The following is a 15,385-nucleotide window of genomic DNA, read 5'->3' as shown; positions in this document are numbered from 1 at the left end:
AGAATACCCAGACTTTCTTGAGGTTCTCTCCAGCGGACCATAATCATCCTAGGTGCTTCTCACAGGCGTGCGCAGGTAAACGGTGTCTTATAGCGCTACCCTCATTCGGGTACGTCAACCACACACGACAGAGGGAGGACCAATGGCCCTGTCGCCAGCTGTGCCTGAGACCTGGGACGAGGACCCCGCCGGAGTCTCCATCCTCCTGGCTACGGGTCGGCCGCGTCACGACCTTCTGGTCGTGTGTGAACCGCAGCTTCTGGCCGAGCTGGACGCGGCCTGGGGCGCTCCTCAGGCGCGGGTGCGTCTGTCCTTTCTGCCGGGGGTCCTGGAGCCCAGGAGTGCCGACCAGGAGGACGCCCTGCTCTCCTACGACCGCGGTGGCCTCGGCGTCCTTGTCGCCCGGGGCCGTACCTGCCTGTACGAGGGGCACCCCGCTCGCAGTACCACGGCGCTGGCCAGGATCGTGGCGGGCTCCGGTGCTCGAGCCGCTCTCCTGGTCACCCGCGCCTCCTCCGTGGGCGGGGCGGCTCCTGGTGATCTCCTGGCCGTCGGTGACCACGTCAGCCTCTCGGGCACGCCGCTGTTTCCCTCCGAGCGCCTGATCCAGGCCACCTGGGACGAGGACCTGACCACACGCGTGTCGCGTCTGCCCGGAGTGCGAGGCACCGGTGTCGTAGCCCTGGGGGCGGGTCCGCTCCGCCCCACTCCCGCTGAGGCCAGGATCCTGGCTGGCATGGGAGTCGACGCCGTCGTCACGGACACGGTCGCGGAGGGGATGGCCCTGGCTGGCGGTGGGGTGGCCACCGCGGCGCTGGTTCTCGTCGACGAGGCCGTTGGTCCTGTCAGTCAGCCTAGCGGCCGTCGCGCTGCCCCGGCTGGCTCGACAGCGCAGCAGCCGGCGTCGGTCGTGGTCCACGAGGCCGTTGAGGCTGTCCTGGCCCGGCTGGCCCGTCGCGAGGCGTAGCCCGGCGTGGAGCAGGCCACGTGCCCGGCGTGCACGATCATGCGGCTGCGCCGCCTGCTGCTCGCTAGAGTCGTGGTGTGAAGCCCTTCCTGTTCCTGGCGACCCGTGACGCTGACGGGCCTGCGGATGCTGAGTACGAGTCGTTCCTGCTGCGTACCGGTCTGGAGGAGTCCACCCTGGTACGCCACCGCCTCGAGGCTCGTCCTATGCCGGAGATCAGCCTTGAGGACTGGTCCGGCATCATCGTGGGCGGGTCCCCCTTCAACACGACGACACCTGCGGAGAGGAAGTCGGCCACCCAGCTGCGTGTGGAGGCCGAGTTCGACGCGCTCCTCGACCGTCTGGTGCAGGCCGACTTCCCGTTCCTGGGAGCCTGCTACGGTGTGGGCACCCTGGCAACTCACCAGGGGGCGGTGGTTGACGGGACCTACCGGGAGGAGGTCTCCGCCCCGGAGGTCACGCTCACGCCTGAGGGGCTTGACGACCCGGTCTGCGTCGACATCCCCGCGACCTTCCGCGCCTTCGTGGCCCACAAGGACGCTGTCACGGTGCCACCCCGCAACGCCGTGGTGCTGGCGACCTCAGGTTCCTGTCCCTACCAGATGCTGCGGGTCGGTCGCAATCTCTACGCCACCCAGTTCCACCCCGAGCTTGATGGTCCCGCCCTGTCCTACCGCCTGGGCTTCTACGCCGGGCACGGGTACTTTGAGACGCAGGACCTGCCGCGTATCCAGGCCTGGACCAGTGAGCCGGACGTCAGTGACTCCTGGAAGGTGCTGGCCAACTTCGTGGCGGTGCACGCTCGCGACTGACCTCGTTCGCGGGCGCGTTCGCGGGCGGCGAGTGAGGCTGGCCGGGGACCCGGTGGCAGGTGGAGGATGGCAGCCACGTCCGGGGCCGCTCCAGGCAGGACCCAGGCCAGCCCTGGTCGTCGCGCAGAAGGTGCTCGCCTGGGGCAGCAGCAACGGCACCGCCTGGTGCCAGTCGAAAGGACCTGTTCATGTCTCGTATCGTCATCGTCGGCGGCCACGGCAAGGTCGCTCTTCTCACCGCTCCGCTGCTCGTTGAGGCAGGCCACGAGGTCCTCTCCCTGATCCGTAACCCGGACCATGCTGAGGAGGTGTCCGCCACCGGCGCCCTACCGGTGGTGCTCTCCGTGGAGGAGGCGAGTACCGAACAGCTCACGCAGGCCTTTGCCGGGGCACGGGCGGTCGTGTGGTCAGCCGGAGCGGGCGGCAAGGGCGGACCGGCCCGCACTGACGCCGTTGACCGCGCAGCGGCGCTGCGCTCCATGGACGCTGCTGCGGCAGCGGGCGCCACCCGCTACGTCATGGTCTCCTTCATCACTGCCTACGGCGAGGTCCCGGAGGACCACCCGTTGCGGGCCTACGCCGTTGCCAAGATCGCCGCTGACCGCCATCTCCAGTCCACCGACCTGGAGTGGACGATCCTCGGGCCCGGCGGGCTGACGGCCCAGGAGCCGTCGGGGCGCATCACCGTGGAGCGGGTCGGCGGAGATGACCAGTCCGGTGCGTCGGCACTGACCTCGCGAGGCAACGTGGCACGCGTTATCGCGGCTGTCCTGGACGAGCCGCGCAGCGTCGGTCGGGTCATCCCCTTCCACGACGGTGACACGCCGATCGCCCAAGCGGTGGCTGACGTGCCCCTGGCCTACGCAGACCTGTCCTGAGCCTGTCCTGCCCCGGAGCCTGCGGCCCGCTCCCGAACCGATCCCCTCGGCCCCCCTCGGCGCAGGGGGACGCAGCAGGCTCTAGTCCCGCCTGAAGTGGGTCACGAAGTTGCGGATGATCCGTCCGGCCTCGTGCGGGGCCTCGGAGCGGGCCTTGGACAGAATGTCCTCACTCAGGTCGGGGTCGCCATAGCCGGCGTCGGCGTAGATGCTCACGCGCTGCTCAAAGCGGGCCGCGTCCAGCTCGGGGTTGAACTGGGTTCCGTAGACAGCCTTGCCCACCCGGATCATCTGCACGGGGCAGTCCGGGGAGCTGGCCAGCAGGGTCGCGTTGTGCGGGATCTGCCCCACCCCCTCGTGGTGGCCGACAAACACGCTGAACACCTGGGGCATTCCGTGAAGCAGCGGGTCCTCGCGGCCCTGCGCGGTGAGGAAGATGTCTGCGGCGCCCAGCTCCTCGCCGAACTCCTCCTCGGCCTGTGTCCCCAGGTAGGCGGCCAGCACCTGCAGGCCGAAGCCGGTAGCCAGCAGGGCCACGCCCTCCTTGAGGGCTACCGCTAGCAGCTCGCGCACCTGGTCCTCTACCCTGAGCTGGCTGCGGGTCTTGGCGGTCGCGGGAGTCGAGGGGTTGTAGGGGCTGCCACCGATGAAGACCCCGGAGACGTCACGGGCGGTGAAGGCGTCCAGGAAGTCGATCTCCTCCAGCTGGACGTGCTGCAGGTCCTGGCGGGCCAGCCCGCTCTGCGCCAGGAATGACTCGTACTCGTGCTGTGCCGCTTCCAGCTCGGGACGCGTAGACACCATGATGAAAGGCTTCACGCCACTACCCTAAGGGGAACCGTTGTCTCAGGGGAACCGGTGGTCGTCGTGCCGCGGGAAGGCGCGGCACGGGAGAGGCTCAGGAGATCGGGAGCAGCAGCAGCGCACCGAGCCACAGCCAGGCGACGGTGGCGGCGGCACCGACGACGACTGCCAGCCGGGCCAGGGAGGCCCCGGTGGCAAACCGGGTCCGCACGCGTCGGGCGCCCCACAGGCCCAGACCCAGCGCGAGGATCCCCACGCCCGGCACGAGGGACAGGAGAGTGCAGCCCAGGGCGAGGGCTGCTACCGGGTCGGTACGGGGCTGCGGGGCCTGGTAGCCGGGGCCGGCAAAGACCTCTGAGGGCTGGAGCATCTCGGTCCCGGGGAAGGCGGCGAAGGGTCCTGGCCACAGGTCAGATACCAGATCCGCCGCCGAGGCTGCTGAGGCTGCCGATCCGGCTCCGGGGGCCTGCTGCGGTGGTAGGGGTGGGGGCGGGCTCATGACCTCATCATGCCTGATGCCTGCACGGGCGTGAGCGCCTCGTAGCCACGGGCGACCTGCCCCAGGAGTGACAGACCTGCGACCGATCCCACCCTTGCCTAGGTCGACCAGCTCGTGGGCGCACGCCTATGCTGAAGGCCCGGCAGGCTCTGCCGGGTCCTGCTGCGCAGGCGCGGACGACGTCGGCCGCCGACGCTCACCTGCCCCACGCATCTGTCCACACTGCAGGCAGGAGAAGAATGTCCCCGCTGCCCTCCTCACTCCCCTTCTCCCGCGGCTGGCGCCTTCACGGTGACGGTCGCTCCGTCACGCCGGGCGAGGTCGTGGCCCCTGACGAGAGGCTGACCTGGCCACGCACGATTGGTATCGGCGTTCAGCACGTCGTGGCCATGTTTGGCGCCACCTTCCTGGTGCCACTGCTGACAGGCTTCGACCCGGCCACCACCTTGTTCTTCACCGGGGTGGGGACGCTGCTGTTCCTGGGGATCACCTCGGGACGCCTACCTAGCTACCTGGGGTCGTCCTTCGCCCTGATCGCCCCGATCGGTGCGGTCACCGGCTACGTAGCCGACGGAGGCGCCCCCCTTGACGCCCACCGGGCCTCTTTGGCTCAGGGGGGTGTTATCGCAGCGGGAGCCTCCCTGCTGGTCGTCGGCGTCGTGGTCCACCTGGCGGGTGCCTCCTGGATTGACCGGCTCATGCCACCGATCGTCACCGGTGCGGTGGTCTCCCTCATCGGCTTCAATCTGGCTCCGTCAGCGTGGGACAACGTGCAGGCCGCTCCGGTGACCGCCGTGGTCACCATCGTGTCCGTCCTGCTAGTGACCGTCCTGTTCAAGGGGATCATCAGCCGCCTGGCGATCCTGATCGGCGTGCTGGCGGGCTACCTGACAGCCTGCCTACGCGGTGAGGTGGACTTCTCCGCGGTCTCCTCCGCGTCCTGGGCGGGGCTGCCGGGCTTCCACCCTCCCGCCTTCGACGTCTCCCTCCTGGGGCTGTTCGTCCCTGTGGTGCTGGTCCTGGTCGCGGAGAACATCGGGCACGTGAAGTCGGTGTCCGCCATGACGGGGGAGGACCTCGACGACGTCACCGGGCGTGCCCTGGCTGCTGACGGGCTGTCCACAGTCCTGGCCGGAGCGGGAGGCGGGTCGGGCACCACGACCTACGCGGAGAACATCGGTGTCATGGCGGCCACTCGCGTCTACTCGACAGCGGCCTACGTGGTGGCAGCTGTCACGGCGCTGGTCCTGTCCATGCTGCCTAAGTTCGGTGCGGTGATTGCGACGATCCCTGCGGGTGTCCTGGGCGGGGCGGCCACGGTGCTGTACGGCATGATCGGGATGCTGGGGGTCCGTATCTGGGTACAGAACCGGGTGGACTTCTCTGACCCCGTCAACCTCAACACTGCTGCGGTGTCCATGGTGGTGGCCATTGCCAACTACACCCTGGTGTGGAACGGGACGAGCTTTGAGGGGATCGCCCTGGGCTCGGCCGCCGCAATTGTCATCTACCACGTTATGCGGTGGATCTCGAGGGTGCGCGGGACCAACCTGGAGCAGGTCTCCCCGGCCTCGGCCCCTGCGGGCAGCGAGCTGGAGGGCCCGCCCTACTCTCAGCGGGTAGCCACCCGAGCCGCCCAGGACTGAGCGGTGGGACCTGAGGGGAAGCGGGGCCGGGGCAGGCCAGCCAGTCGGCTGAGTCAGCCTGAGCCGGTCAGTCCCGGTCGGTGCCGGTCAGTGCCAGGCACTGTCGGCTTGTCGTCAGTGGGCTAGTCGTCGGTGGCCGCAGCGGTCGCATCGCCGGGGGCGACGCAGCCTGACGGCGGGACGATTGTCTGGCCGGAGCCGACCAGGGCGATCTCGTCAGCGGTGAGTACCGTGTGAGCGTACTCCGCGCCGAGGACCACAGAGACCGTCTCGTCGGAGGGGTCCAGGCTGGTGTCGATCTGCACGGTGGAGTCGGGGAAGATCTGGGCCAGGGAGTACCCGTTGACCAGCCCGGCCTGGGAGACCATGATCTGGACGTTCCCGCGGTAGTCCTCAGGCCAGTCGTCAGCGGTGCCCACCGTCAGGCCGGCGTCGGTGAGCGCGGTCTCCACAGTGCCGGCCAGGCCGATAGTCTCCGAGCCGTTGTAGACGTTGATGGTCAGCCCCGTGAGGTCCACGGTGGTGGAGTCGGCCGGGGGGCAGGGGGCGGGGTGTAGGCCTCGGTGGCCTCGTCGCGGGAGAAGGCCGGGCCGCTCAGGGGAATCAGACCGGTCCACACCAGCAGGCCGATCACGACCAGGCCGGCCATGATAGCCAGAACCGTGCCGATGACGGTTGTCTGCCGACGCTGCATGTGTTGCCGGTACTCGGCACGTGGGTCCGTGGGGCTGCTCACGCCCCCAGGGTAGTAGACGACAGCGGTGGGCGCCGTCGTCCGTCAGCAGTTCTCAGTAGTCTGTCGGCGGGGCCGGGGCGAGACGGGGCACGCCGTTGGCGTCGACCTCCAGTATCCTGGCGTGGATGGCGGTGCGCCCCTGGAGGGCGGCCCGCAGGGCGCGGTGCAGCCCCGTCTCCAGGTAGAGCTCGCCGTGGTAGGCGACGACGTGGGCGAACAGGTCTCCGTAGAACGTCGAGTCGTCGTCAAGGAGGGTGCGCAGGTCAAGGGTCGCGCGCGTGGTAGTGAGATCGGCCAGCCGAACCTGGCGTGGCGCAATGACAGCCCACTCGCGCTGGGTCGTGACCCCGTGCTCCGGGTACGGGGCCGCCTCGCGCACTGCCTTGAAGATCACGAGGTCATCCTAGTGGTCGTGGGTGCGTCCGGCTGGCAGAGCCGCCGTGAGCCGTGGTGGGCACTCAGATGAGTGGGATGGTCCCGCAGGTGCGGCGGCGAGTCGCCTGCGCGGCGGGAGGCGCGTCCTACTGAGGATCGGTTCGGCGCGGTTGGAGCACGGCCTTCCACCTGGCGGTACCTCGTCGTGCCCTGCTGACGCCCCGTCGTGTGGGGGCGGACGCCCCTTATGAGGGGGCCGGGCGGCTCTGTATTCTCCGCGCGTGCCTAGGACAACACCGACCTGGTCAGCCGTAGCGACAAGCCCGCTCCCCCGACTTGCCGTCGACGGGAAGGTGACGGACCTGCCGGTGTGGACGGCGCGCAGCAGGAGCGAGCGCCGCACCGGTCTGTTGGGGACTGACGGAATCGACGGTGCCGTGTGGATCACGCGATGCAGCTGGGTCCACTGCTGGGGCATGCGCTATCCCATTGATGTCGTCTATATCGCCCGCTCCGGCGAGGTGCTCGCGGTCGCCCCGCTGGCGCCCGGCCGTGTGGGGCTGCCTCGTCCGCGTGCTGCGGCAGTGGTGGAGATGGCGCAAGGGCAGGCCGCTCGTGCGGGGGTGGCCCCCGGCGCGGTGCTGTCGAGCGTGGTTCTCGCGGACCCGGCCGGTGCGGTGGACCCGGCTGGCCTGACCGGTCCGTGTGGGGCTGCTGACGCCGCTAGGTGCGGCAACGTCGCGGTCCAGGGCCACTGAGGGACGCTGTCGTGCCCTCACCGTCATCCCTGTCTCCCTCCCCGGTGCTCTTCCCTGCGCCGCTCTTCTCTGGGGCTTTCTCTGGGACCTTCAGCTCGTTGTCCGCACTCGCCCCCTGGTTGCTCGGTGCTGTCCTCGTCTGCTCGGTGGTGGTGGTAGCGGGGCCGGTGTCGGCGTGGGCGCGCCGCTACGTCCGCGAGCCGGTCCCCGATGAAGATACCGGCGACGGTAGTGACGGCAATGACGACAGTGACGGCAGTGATGGTGGTGATGATGCGGGTGATAGTGATAGTGGCAATGCTGTCGCCACCTCGGGCCAGCGGCTGGTGTGGCCGGGGCTCCTGGGGACCGGGCCGCAGGCCGTGCTCGCGCTGCTGTCCTGCGGGCTGTGCGCCGGATGGGGTCTGCGGGCGGGGGCGACGGGCGCGGCGCTGGTGGCTGTGCCGGTCTATGCCCTGCTGACGTGTGCCGCCAGCGTGGATGTCGTGGCCCGTCTGCTGCCCAACCGGCTGCTGGGCTCGGCGGCGGCCTGGCTGGGGCTGAGCGCAGTGGTGGCCGTGATGGTCGGACCGGGGAGCCCGGGCGCGGCCCTGCGGGCGGTGCTGTGCGGCCTGGGGGCGGGAGGTGCCAGCCTGTTGCTCGCGCTGCTCCCCTCAGGCCTGGGGATGGGTGACGTCAAGCTGTGCGCGGTTATCGGGCTGTGGCTGGGGTGGTACGGCGGCCTGGTGGTCCTGGTGGCCCTGTGGGTCGGTGTCCTCCTCGGCGGGCTGGCGGCCGTGCTCCTGCTGGTCTCCCGCCGGGCCGGGCGCAAGGACCCCATGGCCTACGGCCCTTACCTGGTGGCGGGTGCCCTGCTGACCTGGCCCCTGGTGGTGACCTGACAGTGTGATGGGAGGACGAAGAGGGATTCTTAGTGTGATGTTTAGAACACACAGTCATTGGGAAGAGGGTTGTATGTTTCTGATACCGTCGTTATCCAAACGTTGTTCCTTACGGTGTTCCTTACGGTGTTCCTTGAGGCTCGCCGAGAACTCACCAGGAGATCATCTCGGTGGCGCCTCCTAAGCGCCTGATTACCAGTTGCCTCCCAAAGATCCCATTGGCTGTGGCTCACTGAAACGGCCACGGTGCTGCGCGCACGGCGTGCGGCAACGACACAGAAAGTCCCCACACGATGCTTGTGCTCCCTGGCTCCCGCTCCCCGGGTGGTGACACCGGTGACCGGGCCGCGTCCCAGGTCCTTGAGGTCCTCGCGGGCCAGGACCACGGTCCCACGCTCCTCCTGTGCCGCACCGGCGAGGAGGAGCAGGAGGCCCGTACGGTTCGCGCCGTCCTTAACCACGGCTCGCTGGGCGTGCTGGCACTTGACGAGCCGGAGACGCGGTTCCGGGCGCTCGCCTACTGCCTGCTCCGGCTCAGTCCGTGGGCGCTAGGCCAGGCCCCTGTCGTCGTCAGCGCTCTTGCGCCCGCACTACGCACCCGGGTCGCGCTGACGTCCGTCAGCGGGCTGACCAGCCCGGCACCCAGCCTCAGCCAGCACGTGCAGGGCCTGCTGCCAGGAACACGTTTTGCCCTGGACCTGGGCCGGGGGGTGGTCACCAAGGTCAACGACCTCACCTGGGAGCTGCCCAGGGGGACGCGCCTGGCGCTCTGGGCTGCCCAGGACGACTCGGGCCGGGTCATTGGCAACCTTGACCGGCTCGGGATCCACCGCGAACCGGTCCTGCCCCGATCCCGGCGCTGGCCGGCGCGGGCCTGGGCGGAGCTGACGGTGCTTGACGCGGATCCGGAGCCTCTGGTCAACCAGGCGCTGGCGCGCTTTGCCCGGACAGCCTGTCCGCGCTGCGGGCAGCTGGCCACCTCCGAGGGCTGCCTGCTGTGCGGGACCTGGCCCTACGAGACCGTGCCCTATGCCGCTCCGGTGCCACCACCTACCGTCCCGCCGCCGCAACCTGCCGCCCCCGCGCCACCGCCACCTGCCGCTGCCCACTCACCAAAGGAGGCACGATGAATCCACGCCAACGACGCGGCGTCCTGCTTATCCTCGCTACGGTCCTGGGCGCCCTGGTCACTTTCGTGGTGGTGCTCAACTACGTCCAGTCCGTGTCCTCCCAGGTCGGTCCCGTGACCACCGTCCTGGAGCTGTCTGGCGACGTCAACGAGCTGCAGGAGGTCACGGCTGAGGACGTCACGGCAGTCGAGGTACCCCAGCGCTGGGTCCCTGACGACGCGGTCCACGACCTGAGTGAGCTCCAGGGGAAGGTGGCCGCTTCCTCCTACAGCCAGGGGGCGGTCCTCCAGGCCAGCATGCTCCAGGACCCCCCACAGCTGACGGAGGGGTACCGGGAGGTGACGATCATGGTGGACGCGGAGACCGGCGTGGCCGGCAAGATCACCTCCGGCGCCCGGGTGGACGTCGTGACCACCCTGGAGGACCCCACCACCGAGCAGCGCACGGCCGAGGTCATCATCCAGAACGCCCTGGTCACTGACGTAGGGGTGGCCACCACCGTGGAGGACGAGTCCGACTCCGGCGACTTCACCGAGTCGGAGGCTGTGCCGGTCACCTTCGCCCTGACCCCGGACGACTCGCTCAAGCTGGCCTACGGGGAGAGCTTCTCCACCAAGCTGAGGCTCCTGCTGCGCCGCGAGGGCGACGACAGCCTGGTCGTCAACCCGGAGTACACCGCGATGGGCGCCCCGGCTGAGGACGAGGAGGGCGAGCAGTGATGCAGTACCTGCTGACCAGTGAGGAGGCTGTGCGTCGACAGGTGGCTGCGGCGGTGGCAGAGGCCGAGGGGCTGGGTGAGGTCACAGCGGTGGAGTCCCTGGCACGTCTGCGCGAGCACCTGGATACGGACGAGGGCTCCTGCGTCCTTGTCGACGAGGCCCTCGCCGACGTCTCCGCGCTCGCGGTCGTGCAGGAGGTGGCCCGCTCCTACCCCCTGGTCCCGGTCATCCTGCTGGCTCGCAGCCGCAGCACCGAGCTCCTGAGCGCTGCCATGGACGCGGGTGCCCGCAGCGTGCTCACCCTCCCCCTCTCCCTGGAGGAGCTCTACAGCCGCCTTCAGCCGGTGCTCGCCTGGTCCCAGGCGGTACGTGAGGTCGGAGCGCAGGAGGAGGCCGGCGCTCGGCGGCAGGGCACCGTCACCGCCGTGGTCGGGGCCAAGGGCGGGGTGGGCACCTCGACGATCGCGGTGGTAGCGGCCGCCCAGCTGGCCCAGCACGTCCGCACCTGCCTGGTGGACCTGGACGTGCGAGGCGGAGACCTGGCCGCGATGACGGGCCTGTCCGTACGGCGCTCGGTCATCGACCTGGTAGACATCGCGGCGGAGGCCAGCGCCCGCGAGGTCGCCGAGGTCATGTACCCGCTGCCGGGCGGGCTCTCCCTGCTACCTGCCCCGGAGCACGGCGAGGCAGGGGAGGCTATGACCGAGGCGGCCACCCGCCAGATTATCAGCATGCTGCGCTACCAGTTCGACCACGTGGTCCTGGACTGCGGCAGCCGCATGGACGACGTCCTGGCCATGGCGCTGGACTGCGCGGACCGGGTGCTTGTGGTGGCCACCCCCGACGCCCCGGCCCTGCGCTCAGTGCGGCGCCTGACGCAGGCGTTCACCCGACTTGACATTGCCCATGGACGAATCGTGGAGATGGTGATGAATCGCAGTGGCCGGCAGCGCGAGATCCAGCCCAGGATGGCGGCACGGATGACCGAGGTTCCGTTGGCGGCCTCTGTCCCGGACCTGACCTCGCAGATGGACGTGGCGGTGAACTCCTCCACATTGCTCACCGCCACGGTGCCTGCCCTGGCCAAGGCGGTCCAGCCCGTGACCAGCTTGCTCCTGAGCGGGGCCGCGGCCGCCTCAGCGCCTCCCCCGGAGGCCGCGGGGGCGCCGGGCTCGCGGCTGCGCCGTCGCGGTGGCGGTGCCAAGAGCCGTCGCTGGCAGCGGGGACAGGTGATTGTCGAGTTCCCGGTGGTGTTTGCCCTGGCTACGGCCGCGCTGCTGCTGTGCGTCCAGCTGCTCGGCTACGGAGTGTCCTACATGATGGCCAACCACGCGGCACAGGAGGCGGCCCACGCCTACGGGACCGGCATGAGCACGGCGGAGGTCCAGCGTGAGGTGAGGGACCGGCTGCCTGCTCCCTACCGCTCGGGGCTCAGGATCGAGCGCAGCGCCTCCAGTGAGGTGACGGCCACCGTCCCGGTGCCCTCCGTCCTGGACCTGAGCACCTCTGCCAGGGCCGGGATCGTGTGGGAGGCCCAGCCATGACCGCGACCATGCCTGCGACCATGCCCGTGACCATGCCCGCGACTGGGCCGGTGACAGGCCCCGTGACCGAGACGGAGGCTGAGAAGGTGAGTGAGAGGGTGACTGAGACGACCACTACGACCAGGAGCACGGTTCGTCCTGGACGCCTGCTGAGGAGGCTGGGCCGTGACGAGAGCGGTGTCCTTGACATCGAGCTGATCGCCTTTGTCCCCATCGTGGTGCTGGTGCTGCTCATGCTGCTCCAGGGGTTCCTGGCCGTCGCCACCGTGACCTCTGTCAGCGCGGCGGCCCGCGACGGTGCCCGGGCCGCGATGCTGGGGCGTTCTGCGACCGTGGCCGCAGAGCGCTCGCTTCCTAGCTGGGTCACTCTGGAGTCGGTGAGGGACGGCTGCGGCTCCGCCCACTGCGTGGAGGTGACAGCCAGGGTCCCCATCGGCTTGCCGATGCTGACCACCGAGCACGTCACGGTGAGCCGTACCGCCTACTTCCCGGAGGACTGAGATGGCGCTGCGGGACCGCGCGGTGTCGGCTGGTAGTGCCAGGCGGCAGGTGGGCGGCCGAGAGGAGCTGGTAGCGACCTACCGCGCCCGCCTCCTGGAGGAGATCGACCTGGATGAGGTAGCCGGGCTGGAGGTGGCGCAGCAGCGTGCCCGCCTGGAGCGGGTGCTCTCCCGGGTCCTCTCCCTGGAGGGGCCGGTCATGTCCTCCCGGGACAGGGCGTGGCTCATCAAGCGCGTTATTGACGACGCCGTGGGGCTGGGGGTGCTGGAGCCGCTGGTGGCTGACCACAGCATCACCGAGATCATGGTCAACGGCGTGGAGGACGTCTTTGTGGAGCGTCTGGGCCGCATCGAGCGGGTTCCCACCCGCTTCACCTCAGAGGCGGAGCTCTACCAGCTTATCGACCGGATCGTCTCCTCGGTCAACCGCCGCGTGGACGAGTCCAGCCCCATGGTGGACGCCCGCCTGCCCGGGGGTGAGAGGGTCAACGTCATCATCCCCCCGCTGGCGCTGGACGGGCCGACGATCACGATCCGCCGATTCCCCCAGCCCTTCCGCCTGGCGGACCTGGTGGCGCGCAAGAGCCTGCCCCAGGAGGCGGCCGACCTGCTCGGGGTCCTGGTGGCAGCCCGGCTCAACATCCTGGTCTCCGGCGGGACCGGATCGGGCAAGACCACGTTCCTCAACGCCCTGTCCGGCATGATCTCGGAGAGGGAGCGCATCATCACCATCGAGGACGCGGCCGAGCTGTCCCTCCAGCAGCCCCACGTCGTGCGCCTGGAGTCGCGCCCGCCCAACATTGAGGGTCAGGGCCAGGTGGCTATCCGTGACCTGGTGCGCAACTCCCTGCGTATGCGCCCCGACAGGATCATCGTCGGCGAGGTCCGTGGCGGTGAGACCCTGGACATGCTCCAGGCGATGAACACCGGCCACGAGGGCTCCCTTACCACGGTGCACGCCAACTCGGCTCAGGACGCGCTCAGCCGCCTGGAGACACTGGCCTCCATGTCGGAGGTGGCCCTGCCGGTAGAGACGGTGCGGGACCAGATCAACGGGGCCATCGACGTCATCGTCCAGCTGGAGCGTGACGCCTCGGGCGCCCGCCGGGTCAGCACCATCGAGGCGGTGACCTCACGTCACCGGGAGGCCTACGCCACCTCCCCGCTCATGCGCTACGTCCACGGCAGGGGCCGGGAGGAGGGGCGCTTCGAGCTCCTGAGGCTGCCAGAGGCCGTGGCGCACCGGGTGCAGCGCCACGGGTACTCCCTGCCTACGGGCCTGACAGTAGGGGAGGTGGCCTCGTGACCGAGCCGGGACCTGTCCTGCTCAGCGTGACGGTGACCCTTTGCCTGGCTGCCGCCGCGGTGATCACCCTGGGAGCCAGCGCGGGCCGCAGTCAGGAGGTGGCTCGCAGCCTGGGGGCAGGGGCGAGTCCCAGGGGCGGGGCCCGGTGTCGGTGCTCCTCTCCCTGCTGCGCCGCCTGCCGCTGAGTCCTGCGCTGCGCCGCCGTATCAGCGCCGCCGGGCTGGGGTGGGACGAGGCCCTGGTCGAGGTGGCGCTGGTCGCGGGGATTGCGGTGACCTATGTCGGTACCCGCCCGCTCATGGGGCGGATCGCCGGGGGAGTCCTTGCCGCGGCCGTGCCGCTGGTCTTCTTCCGCTGGCTGCAGCGCCGTGCGGCCCGGCGAGCGGAGCAGTTCATCGCCCAGCTCCCGGAGGTCTCCCGGGTGCTGTCCAACGGGACGTCTGCCGGGATGTCTGTGGAGCGCTCGCTGGGCCTGGCCGCTCGGGAGGTACCGGTGCCCGCCAGTACCGAGCTGGGGCGGGTGGTCTCTGAGATCGCCCTGGGCCGCACCCTTGACGACGCCCTGGGCAACCTGGCCCGGCGCATGCCTTCCCGTGAGCTCAACGTCCTGGTGCGCACCGTGGTCATCCAGTCCAAGTCCGGTGGCGCCCTGGTCTCCGCCCTGCAGGACATCGCCCTGGCCCTGGAGGAGCGCAAGCAGCTGCACCGGGAGGTGCGCACTGCCATCCTCGGCTCCGCCATCGGCGGCTACATCGTCCCGGTGCTGGGGGTGGGCAGCGTGGTGCTGCTCAACCTCATGGAGCCCGGAATCCTGGATGACATGGCCTCCACCCTCATTGGCCGCGTCATCCTGGGAGGCGCACTGGTCTTCTTCGGTCTGGGGGCGCTGCTCATGAGGCTGGTCTCCCGGGTGGAGGTGTGAGGTGGTAGCCGTGGTGGCGGGGCTGGTGGGCGCGCTCCTGGTGCTCGGGGCGGCGCAGGGCATCCGCATGGTCCGGGAGGACGGGGCTGCCTACCTGCGTGACGACCTCGCGGCCCAGGCCGAGGAGCCCCAGCGGGAGAGCGCCTTCGTCAGGCTCATTGACGCCCTGGGGGTCAGGGGGCAGCGCACGCTGCGCCGGGTCTACGGTCCGGTCCGGCTGCGCGCCCTGGACCGCAGGCTCCGGGGCGCGGGCAACCCGGAGGGGCTGCACCTCGACCTCTTTATCCAACGGGAGGCGGGGTTTATCCTCCTCAGTACGGTGCTCTTCCTGTTTTGTGCCCTCATGGGGCAGCTGCTGATAGGTGTCGTGATGGCGGCTGTCTTCTCCGGGTGGATGTACCTGTGGCTGGCCCAGGCTGTCCGGACGCGTCGGAAGGCGATCGAGCGGGACCTGCCCGACTTCCTGGACGTCCTGGCGGTGACGGTGCGTTCGGGCACCCCCTTCCGCAACGCCCTGGAGCGCGTGTGTGACCACTTTGAGGGCCCGGTATCGGAGGAGATGCGTACAGCGCTCCACGAGATGCGCCTGGGGGTCTCCCGGCGGGATGCTTTTACCGCGGTGAGACAGCGCTGCCGCTCCGAGAGCATTGATACTTTTGTCACGGCTCTGCTCCAGTCGGAGGAGCTGGGAACCCCCATTGGTGAGGCCCTCCAGGGGATCGTCAAGGAGATCCGGCGTGAGCGGGCGGAGCAGGTGCGCCGGGAGGCGGCTCGCACGGCTCCCCAGGTGTCCCTCATTGCCTCGGCGACCATGCTCCCCGGCACCATGATCCTCATGATGGGGGGCATGCTCTACGCCAACCGGGACATGATCTCCGGACTCCTGGGCGGGTGACATGTCAGGTGCG

At 69.7% G+C, this 15,385-nt stretch carries 18 protein-coding genes; 13 read left to right on the top strand and 5 right to left on the bottom strand.

Going from position 1 to position 15,385, the window contains the following annotated elements; genetic code table 11:
• Window positions 1-142: 142 nt before the first annotated feature.
• The 3 genes from D5R93_RS12295 (at window position 143) to D5R93_RS12285 (ending at window position 2,657) form a co-directional block, all read left to right on the top strand.
• Complete coding sequence (locus D5R93_RS12295; protein ID WP_119835483.1) at window positions 143-967, top strand: nucleoside phosphorylase-I family protein; 825 nt, start codon at window positions 143-145, stop codon at window positions 965-967.
• 77 nt (window positions 968-1,044) lie between these two features.
• Complete coding sequence (locus D5R93_RS12290; RefSeq protein ID WP_119835484.1) at window positions 1,045-1,779, top strand: glutamine amidotransferase; 735 nt, start codon at window positions 1,045-1,047, stop codon at window positions 1,777-1,779.
• Window positions 1,780-1,967: 188 nt separating this feature from the next.
• Window positions 1,968-2,657, top strand: a complete 690-nt coding sequence (locus D5R93_RS12285) for an NAD(P)H-binding protein (RefSeq protein WP_119835485.1) — start codon at window positions 1,968-1,970, stop codon at window positions 2,655-2,657.
• Window positions 2,658-2,738: 81 nt separating this feature from the next.
• Here D5R93_RS12285 and D5R93_RS12280 read toward each other — a convergent pair whose 3' ends face one another.
• Complete coding sequence (locus tag D5R93_RS12280) at window positions 2,739-3,476, bottom strand: glutamine amidotransferase-related protein (RefSeq protein ID WP_119835486.1); 738 nt, start codon at window positions 3,474-3,476, stop codon at window positions 2,739-2,741.
• A gap of 79 nt (window positions 3,477-3,555) precedes the next feature.
• Complete coding sequence (locus D5R93_RS12275) at window positions 3,556-3,960, bottom strand: hypothetical protein (protein ID WP_243106805.1); 405 nt, start codon at window positions 3,958-3,960, stop codon at window positions 3,556-3,558.
• A 239-nt stretch (window positions 3,961-4,199) separates the two neighbouring features.
• Between D5R93_RS12275 and D5R93_RS12270 the strand changes: the two genes are divergently transcribed.
• Entirely contained in the window at window positions 4,200-5,606 is a 1,407-nt protein-coding gene (locus D5R93_RS12270) for a uracil-xanthine permease family protein (RefSeq protein WP_119835487.1), read from the top strand.
• A gap of 122 nt (window positions 5,607-5,728) precedes the next feature.
• Here the strand turns inward: D5R93_RS12270 and D5R93_RS12265 are convergent, their stop codons facing one another.
• The 3 genes from D5R93_RS12265 to D5R93_RS12260 are packed head-to-tail and all read right to left on the bottom strand — an operon-like array spanning window position 5,729 to window position 6,736.
• Complete coding sequence (locus tag D5R93_RS12265; RefSeq protein ID WP_341466828.1) at window positions 5,729-6,124, bottom strand: LytR C-terminal domain-containing protein; 396 nt, start codon at window positions 6,122-6,124, stop codon at window positions 5,729-5,731.
• Window positions 6,106-6,342, bottom strand: coding sequence for a hypothetical protein (locus tag D5R93_RS14870; RefSeq protein WP_341466827.1), 237 nt, complete (start codon window positions 6,340-6,342; stop codon window positions 6,106-6,108). Before D5R93_RS14870 ends, D5R93_RS12265 begins: the two co-directional genes overlap by 19 nt.
• 52 nt (window positions 6,343-6,394) lie before the next feature.
• Window positions 6,395-6,736, bottom strand: a complete 342-nt coding sequence (locus D5R93_RS12260) for a type II toxin-antitoxin system VapB family antitoxin (RefSeq protein ID WP_119835489.1) — start codon at window positions 6,734-6,736, stop codon at window positions 6,395-6,397.
• 262 nt (window positions 6,737-6,998) lie between these two features.
• Here D5R93_RS12260 and D5R93_RS12255 point away from each other — a divergent pair, with 262 nt between their 5' ends.
• The 9 genes from D5R93_RS12255 (at window position 6,999) to D5R93_RS12215 (ending at window position 15,372) form a co-directional block, all read left to right on the top strand.
• Window positions 6,999-7,475: a DUF192 domain-containing protein gene (locus D5R93_RS12255; protein ID WP_119835490.1), complete on the top strand. Its 477-nt coding sequence runs from the start codon at window positions 6,999-7,001 to the stop codon at window positions 7,473-7,475.
• 11 nt (window positions 7,476-7,486) lie between these two features.
• Complete coding sequence (locus D5R93_RS12250; RefSeq protein WP_243106804.1) at window positions 7,487-8,356, top strand: prepilin peptidase; 870 nt, start codon at window positions 7,487-7,489, stop codon at window positions 8,354-8,356.
• Between the two features lie 293 nt (window positions 8,357-8,649).
• Window positions 8,650-9,486 (top strand): hypothetical protein, encoded by an 837-nt coding sequence (locus D5R93_RS12245; protein WP_119835491.1) that lies wholly within the window; start codon window positions 8,650-8,652, stop codon window positions 9,484-9,486.
• Complete coding sequence (gene cpaB / locus D5R93_RS12240; protein ID WP_119835492.1) at window positions 9,483-10,205, top strand: Flp pilus assembly protein CpaB; 723 nt, start codon at window positions 9,483-9,485, stop codon at window positions 10,203-10,205. The genes D5R93_RS12245 and cpaB overlap by 4 nt, the downstream gene beginning before the upstream one ends.
• Window positions 10,205-11,749 carry a CpaE/TadZ family protein gene (locus tag D5R93_RS12235; protein WP_120205501.1) on the top strand — a complete coding sequence of 515 codons (1,545 nt, stop codon included), beginning with the start codon at window positions 10,205-10,207 and terminating at the stop codon, window positions 11,747-11,749. Before cpaB ends, D5R93_RS12235 begins: the two co-directional genes overlap by 1 nt.
• Window positions 11,746-12,249 (top strand): pilus assembly protein, encoded by a 504-nt coding sequence (locus D5R93_RS12230; RefSeq protein ID WP_243106803.1) that lies wholly within the window; start codon window positions 11,746-11,748, stop codon window positions 12,247-12,249. The genes D5R93_RS12235 and D5R93_RS12230 overlap by 4 nt, the downstream gene beginning before the upstream one ends.
• A gap of 1 nt (window position 12,250) precedes the next feature.
• Window positions 12,251-13,555 carry a TadA family conjugal transfer-associated ATPase gene (locus D5R93_RS12225; protein WP_120205499.1) on the top strand — a complete coding sequence of 435 codons (1,305 nt, stop codon included), beginning with the start codon at window positions 12,251-12,253 and terminating at the stop codon, window positions 13,553-13,555.
• A gap of 145 nt (window positions 13,556-13,700) precedes the next feature.
• Window positions 13,701-14,477 (top strand): type II secretion system F family protein, encoded by a 777-nt coding sequence (locus D5R93_RS14630; protein ID WP_279221366.1) that lies wholly within the window; start codon window positions 13,701-13,703, stop codon window positions 14,475-14,477.
• A 1-nt stretch (window position 14,478) separates the two neighbouring features.
• Entirely contained in the window at window positions 14,479-15,372 is an 894-nt protein-coding gene (locus tag D5R93_RS12215) for a type II secretion system F family protein (RefSeq protein ID WP_279221365.1), read from the top strand.
• The last annotated feature ends 13 nt before the right edge of the window (window positions 15,373-15,385 follow it).

It is taken from the genome of Actinomyces lilanjuaniae (genome assembly GCF_003606385.1).
Taxonomy (GTDB): Bacteria; Actinomycetota; Actinomycetes; order Actinomycetales; family Actinomycetaceae; genus Actinomyces; species Actinomyces lilanjuaniae.
The sequence above is the reverse complement of the archived record's forward strand: the minus strand, read 5'-3'. Positions and strand labels throughout refer to the sequence as shown.

Excerpts from the sequence above, each read along its gene's own strand:
- D5R93_RS12275 (WP_243106805.1), bottom strand. The coding sequence starts at position 3,960 with ATGAGCCCGCCCCCACCCCTACCACCGCAGCAGGCCCCCGGAGCCGGA.
- D5R93_RS12270 (WP_119835487.1), top strand. The coding sequence starts at position 4,200 with ATGTCCCCGCTGCCCTCCTCACTCCCCTTCTCCCGCGGCTGGCGCCTT.
- D5R93_RS12225 (WP_120205499.1), top strand. The coding sequence starts at position 12,251 with ATGGCGCTGCGGGACCGCGCGGTGTCGGCTGGTAGTGCCAGGCGGCAG.
- cpaB (WP_119835492.1), top strand. The coding sequence starts at position 9,483 with ATGAATCCACGCCAACGACGCGGCGTCCTGCTTATCCTCGCTACGGTC.
- D5R93_RS12230 (WP_243106803.1), top strand. The coding sequence starts at position 11,746 with ATGACCGCGACCATGCCTGCGACCATGCCCGTGACCATGCCCGCGACT.
- D5R93_RS12285 (WP_119835485.1), top strand. The coding sequence starts at position 1,968 with ATGTCTCGTATCGTCATCGTCGGCGGCCACGGCAAGGTCGCTCTTCTC.
- D5R93_RS12235 (WP_120205501.1), top strand. The coding sequence starts at position 10,205 with ATGCAGTACCTGCTGACCAGTGAGGAGGCTGTGCGTCGACAGGTGGCT.
- D5R93_RS12295 (WP_119835483.1), top strand. The coding sequence starts at position 143 with ATGGCCCTGTCGCCAGCTGTGCCTGAGACCTGGGACGAGGACCCCGCC.
- D5R93_RS12245 (WP_119835491.1), top strand. The coding sequence starts at position 8,650 with ATGCTTGTGCTCCCTGGCTCCCGCTCCCCGGGTGGTGACACCGGTGAC.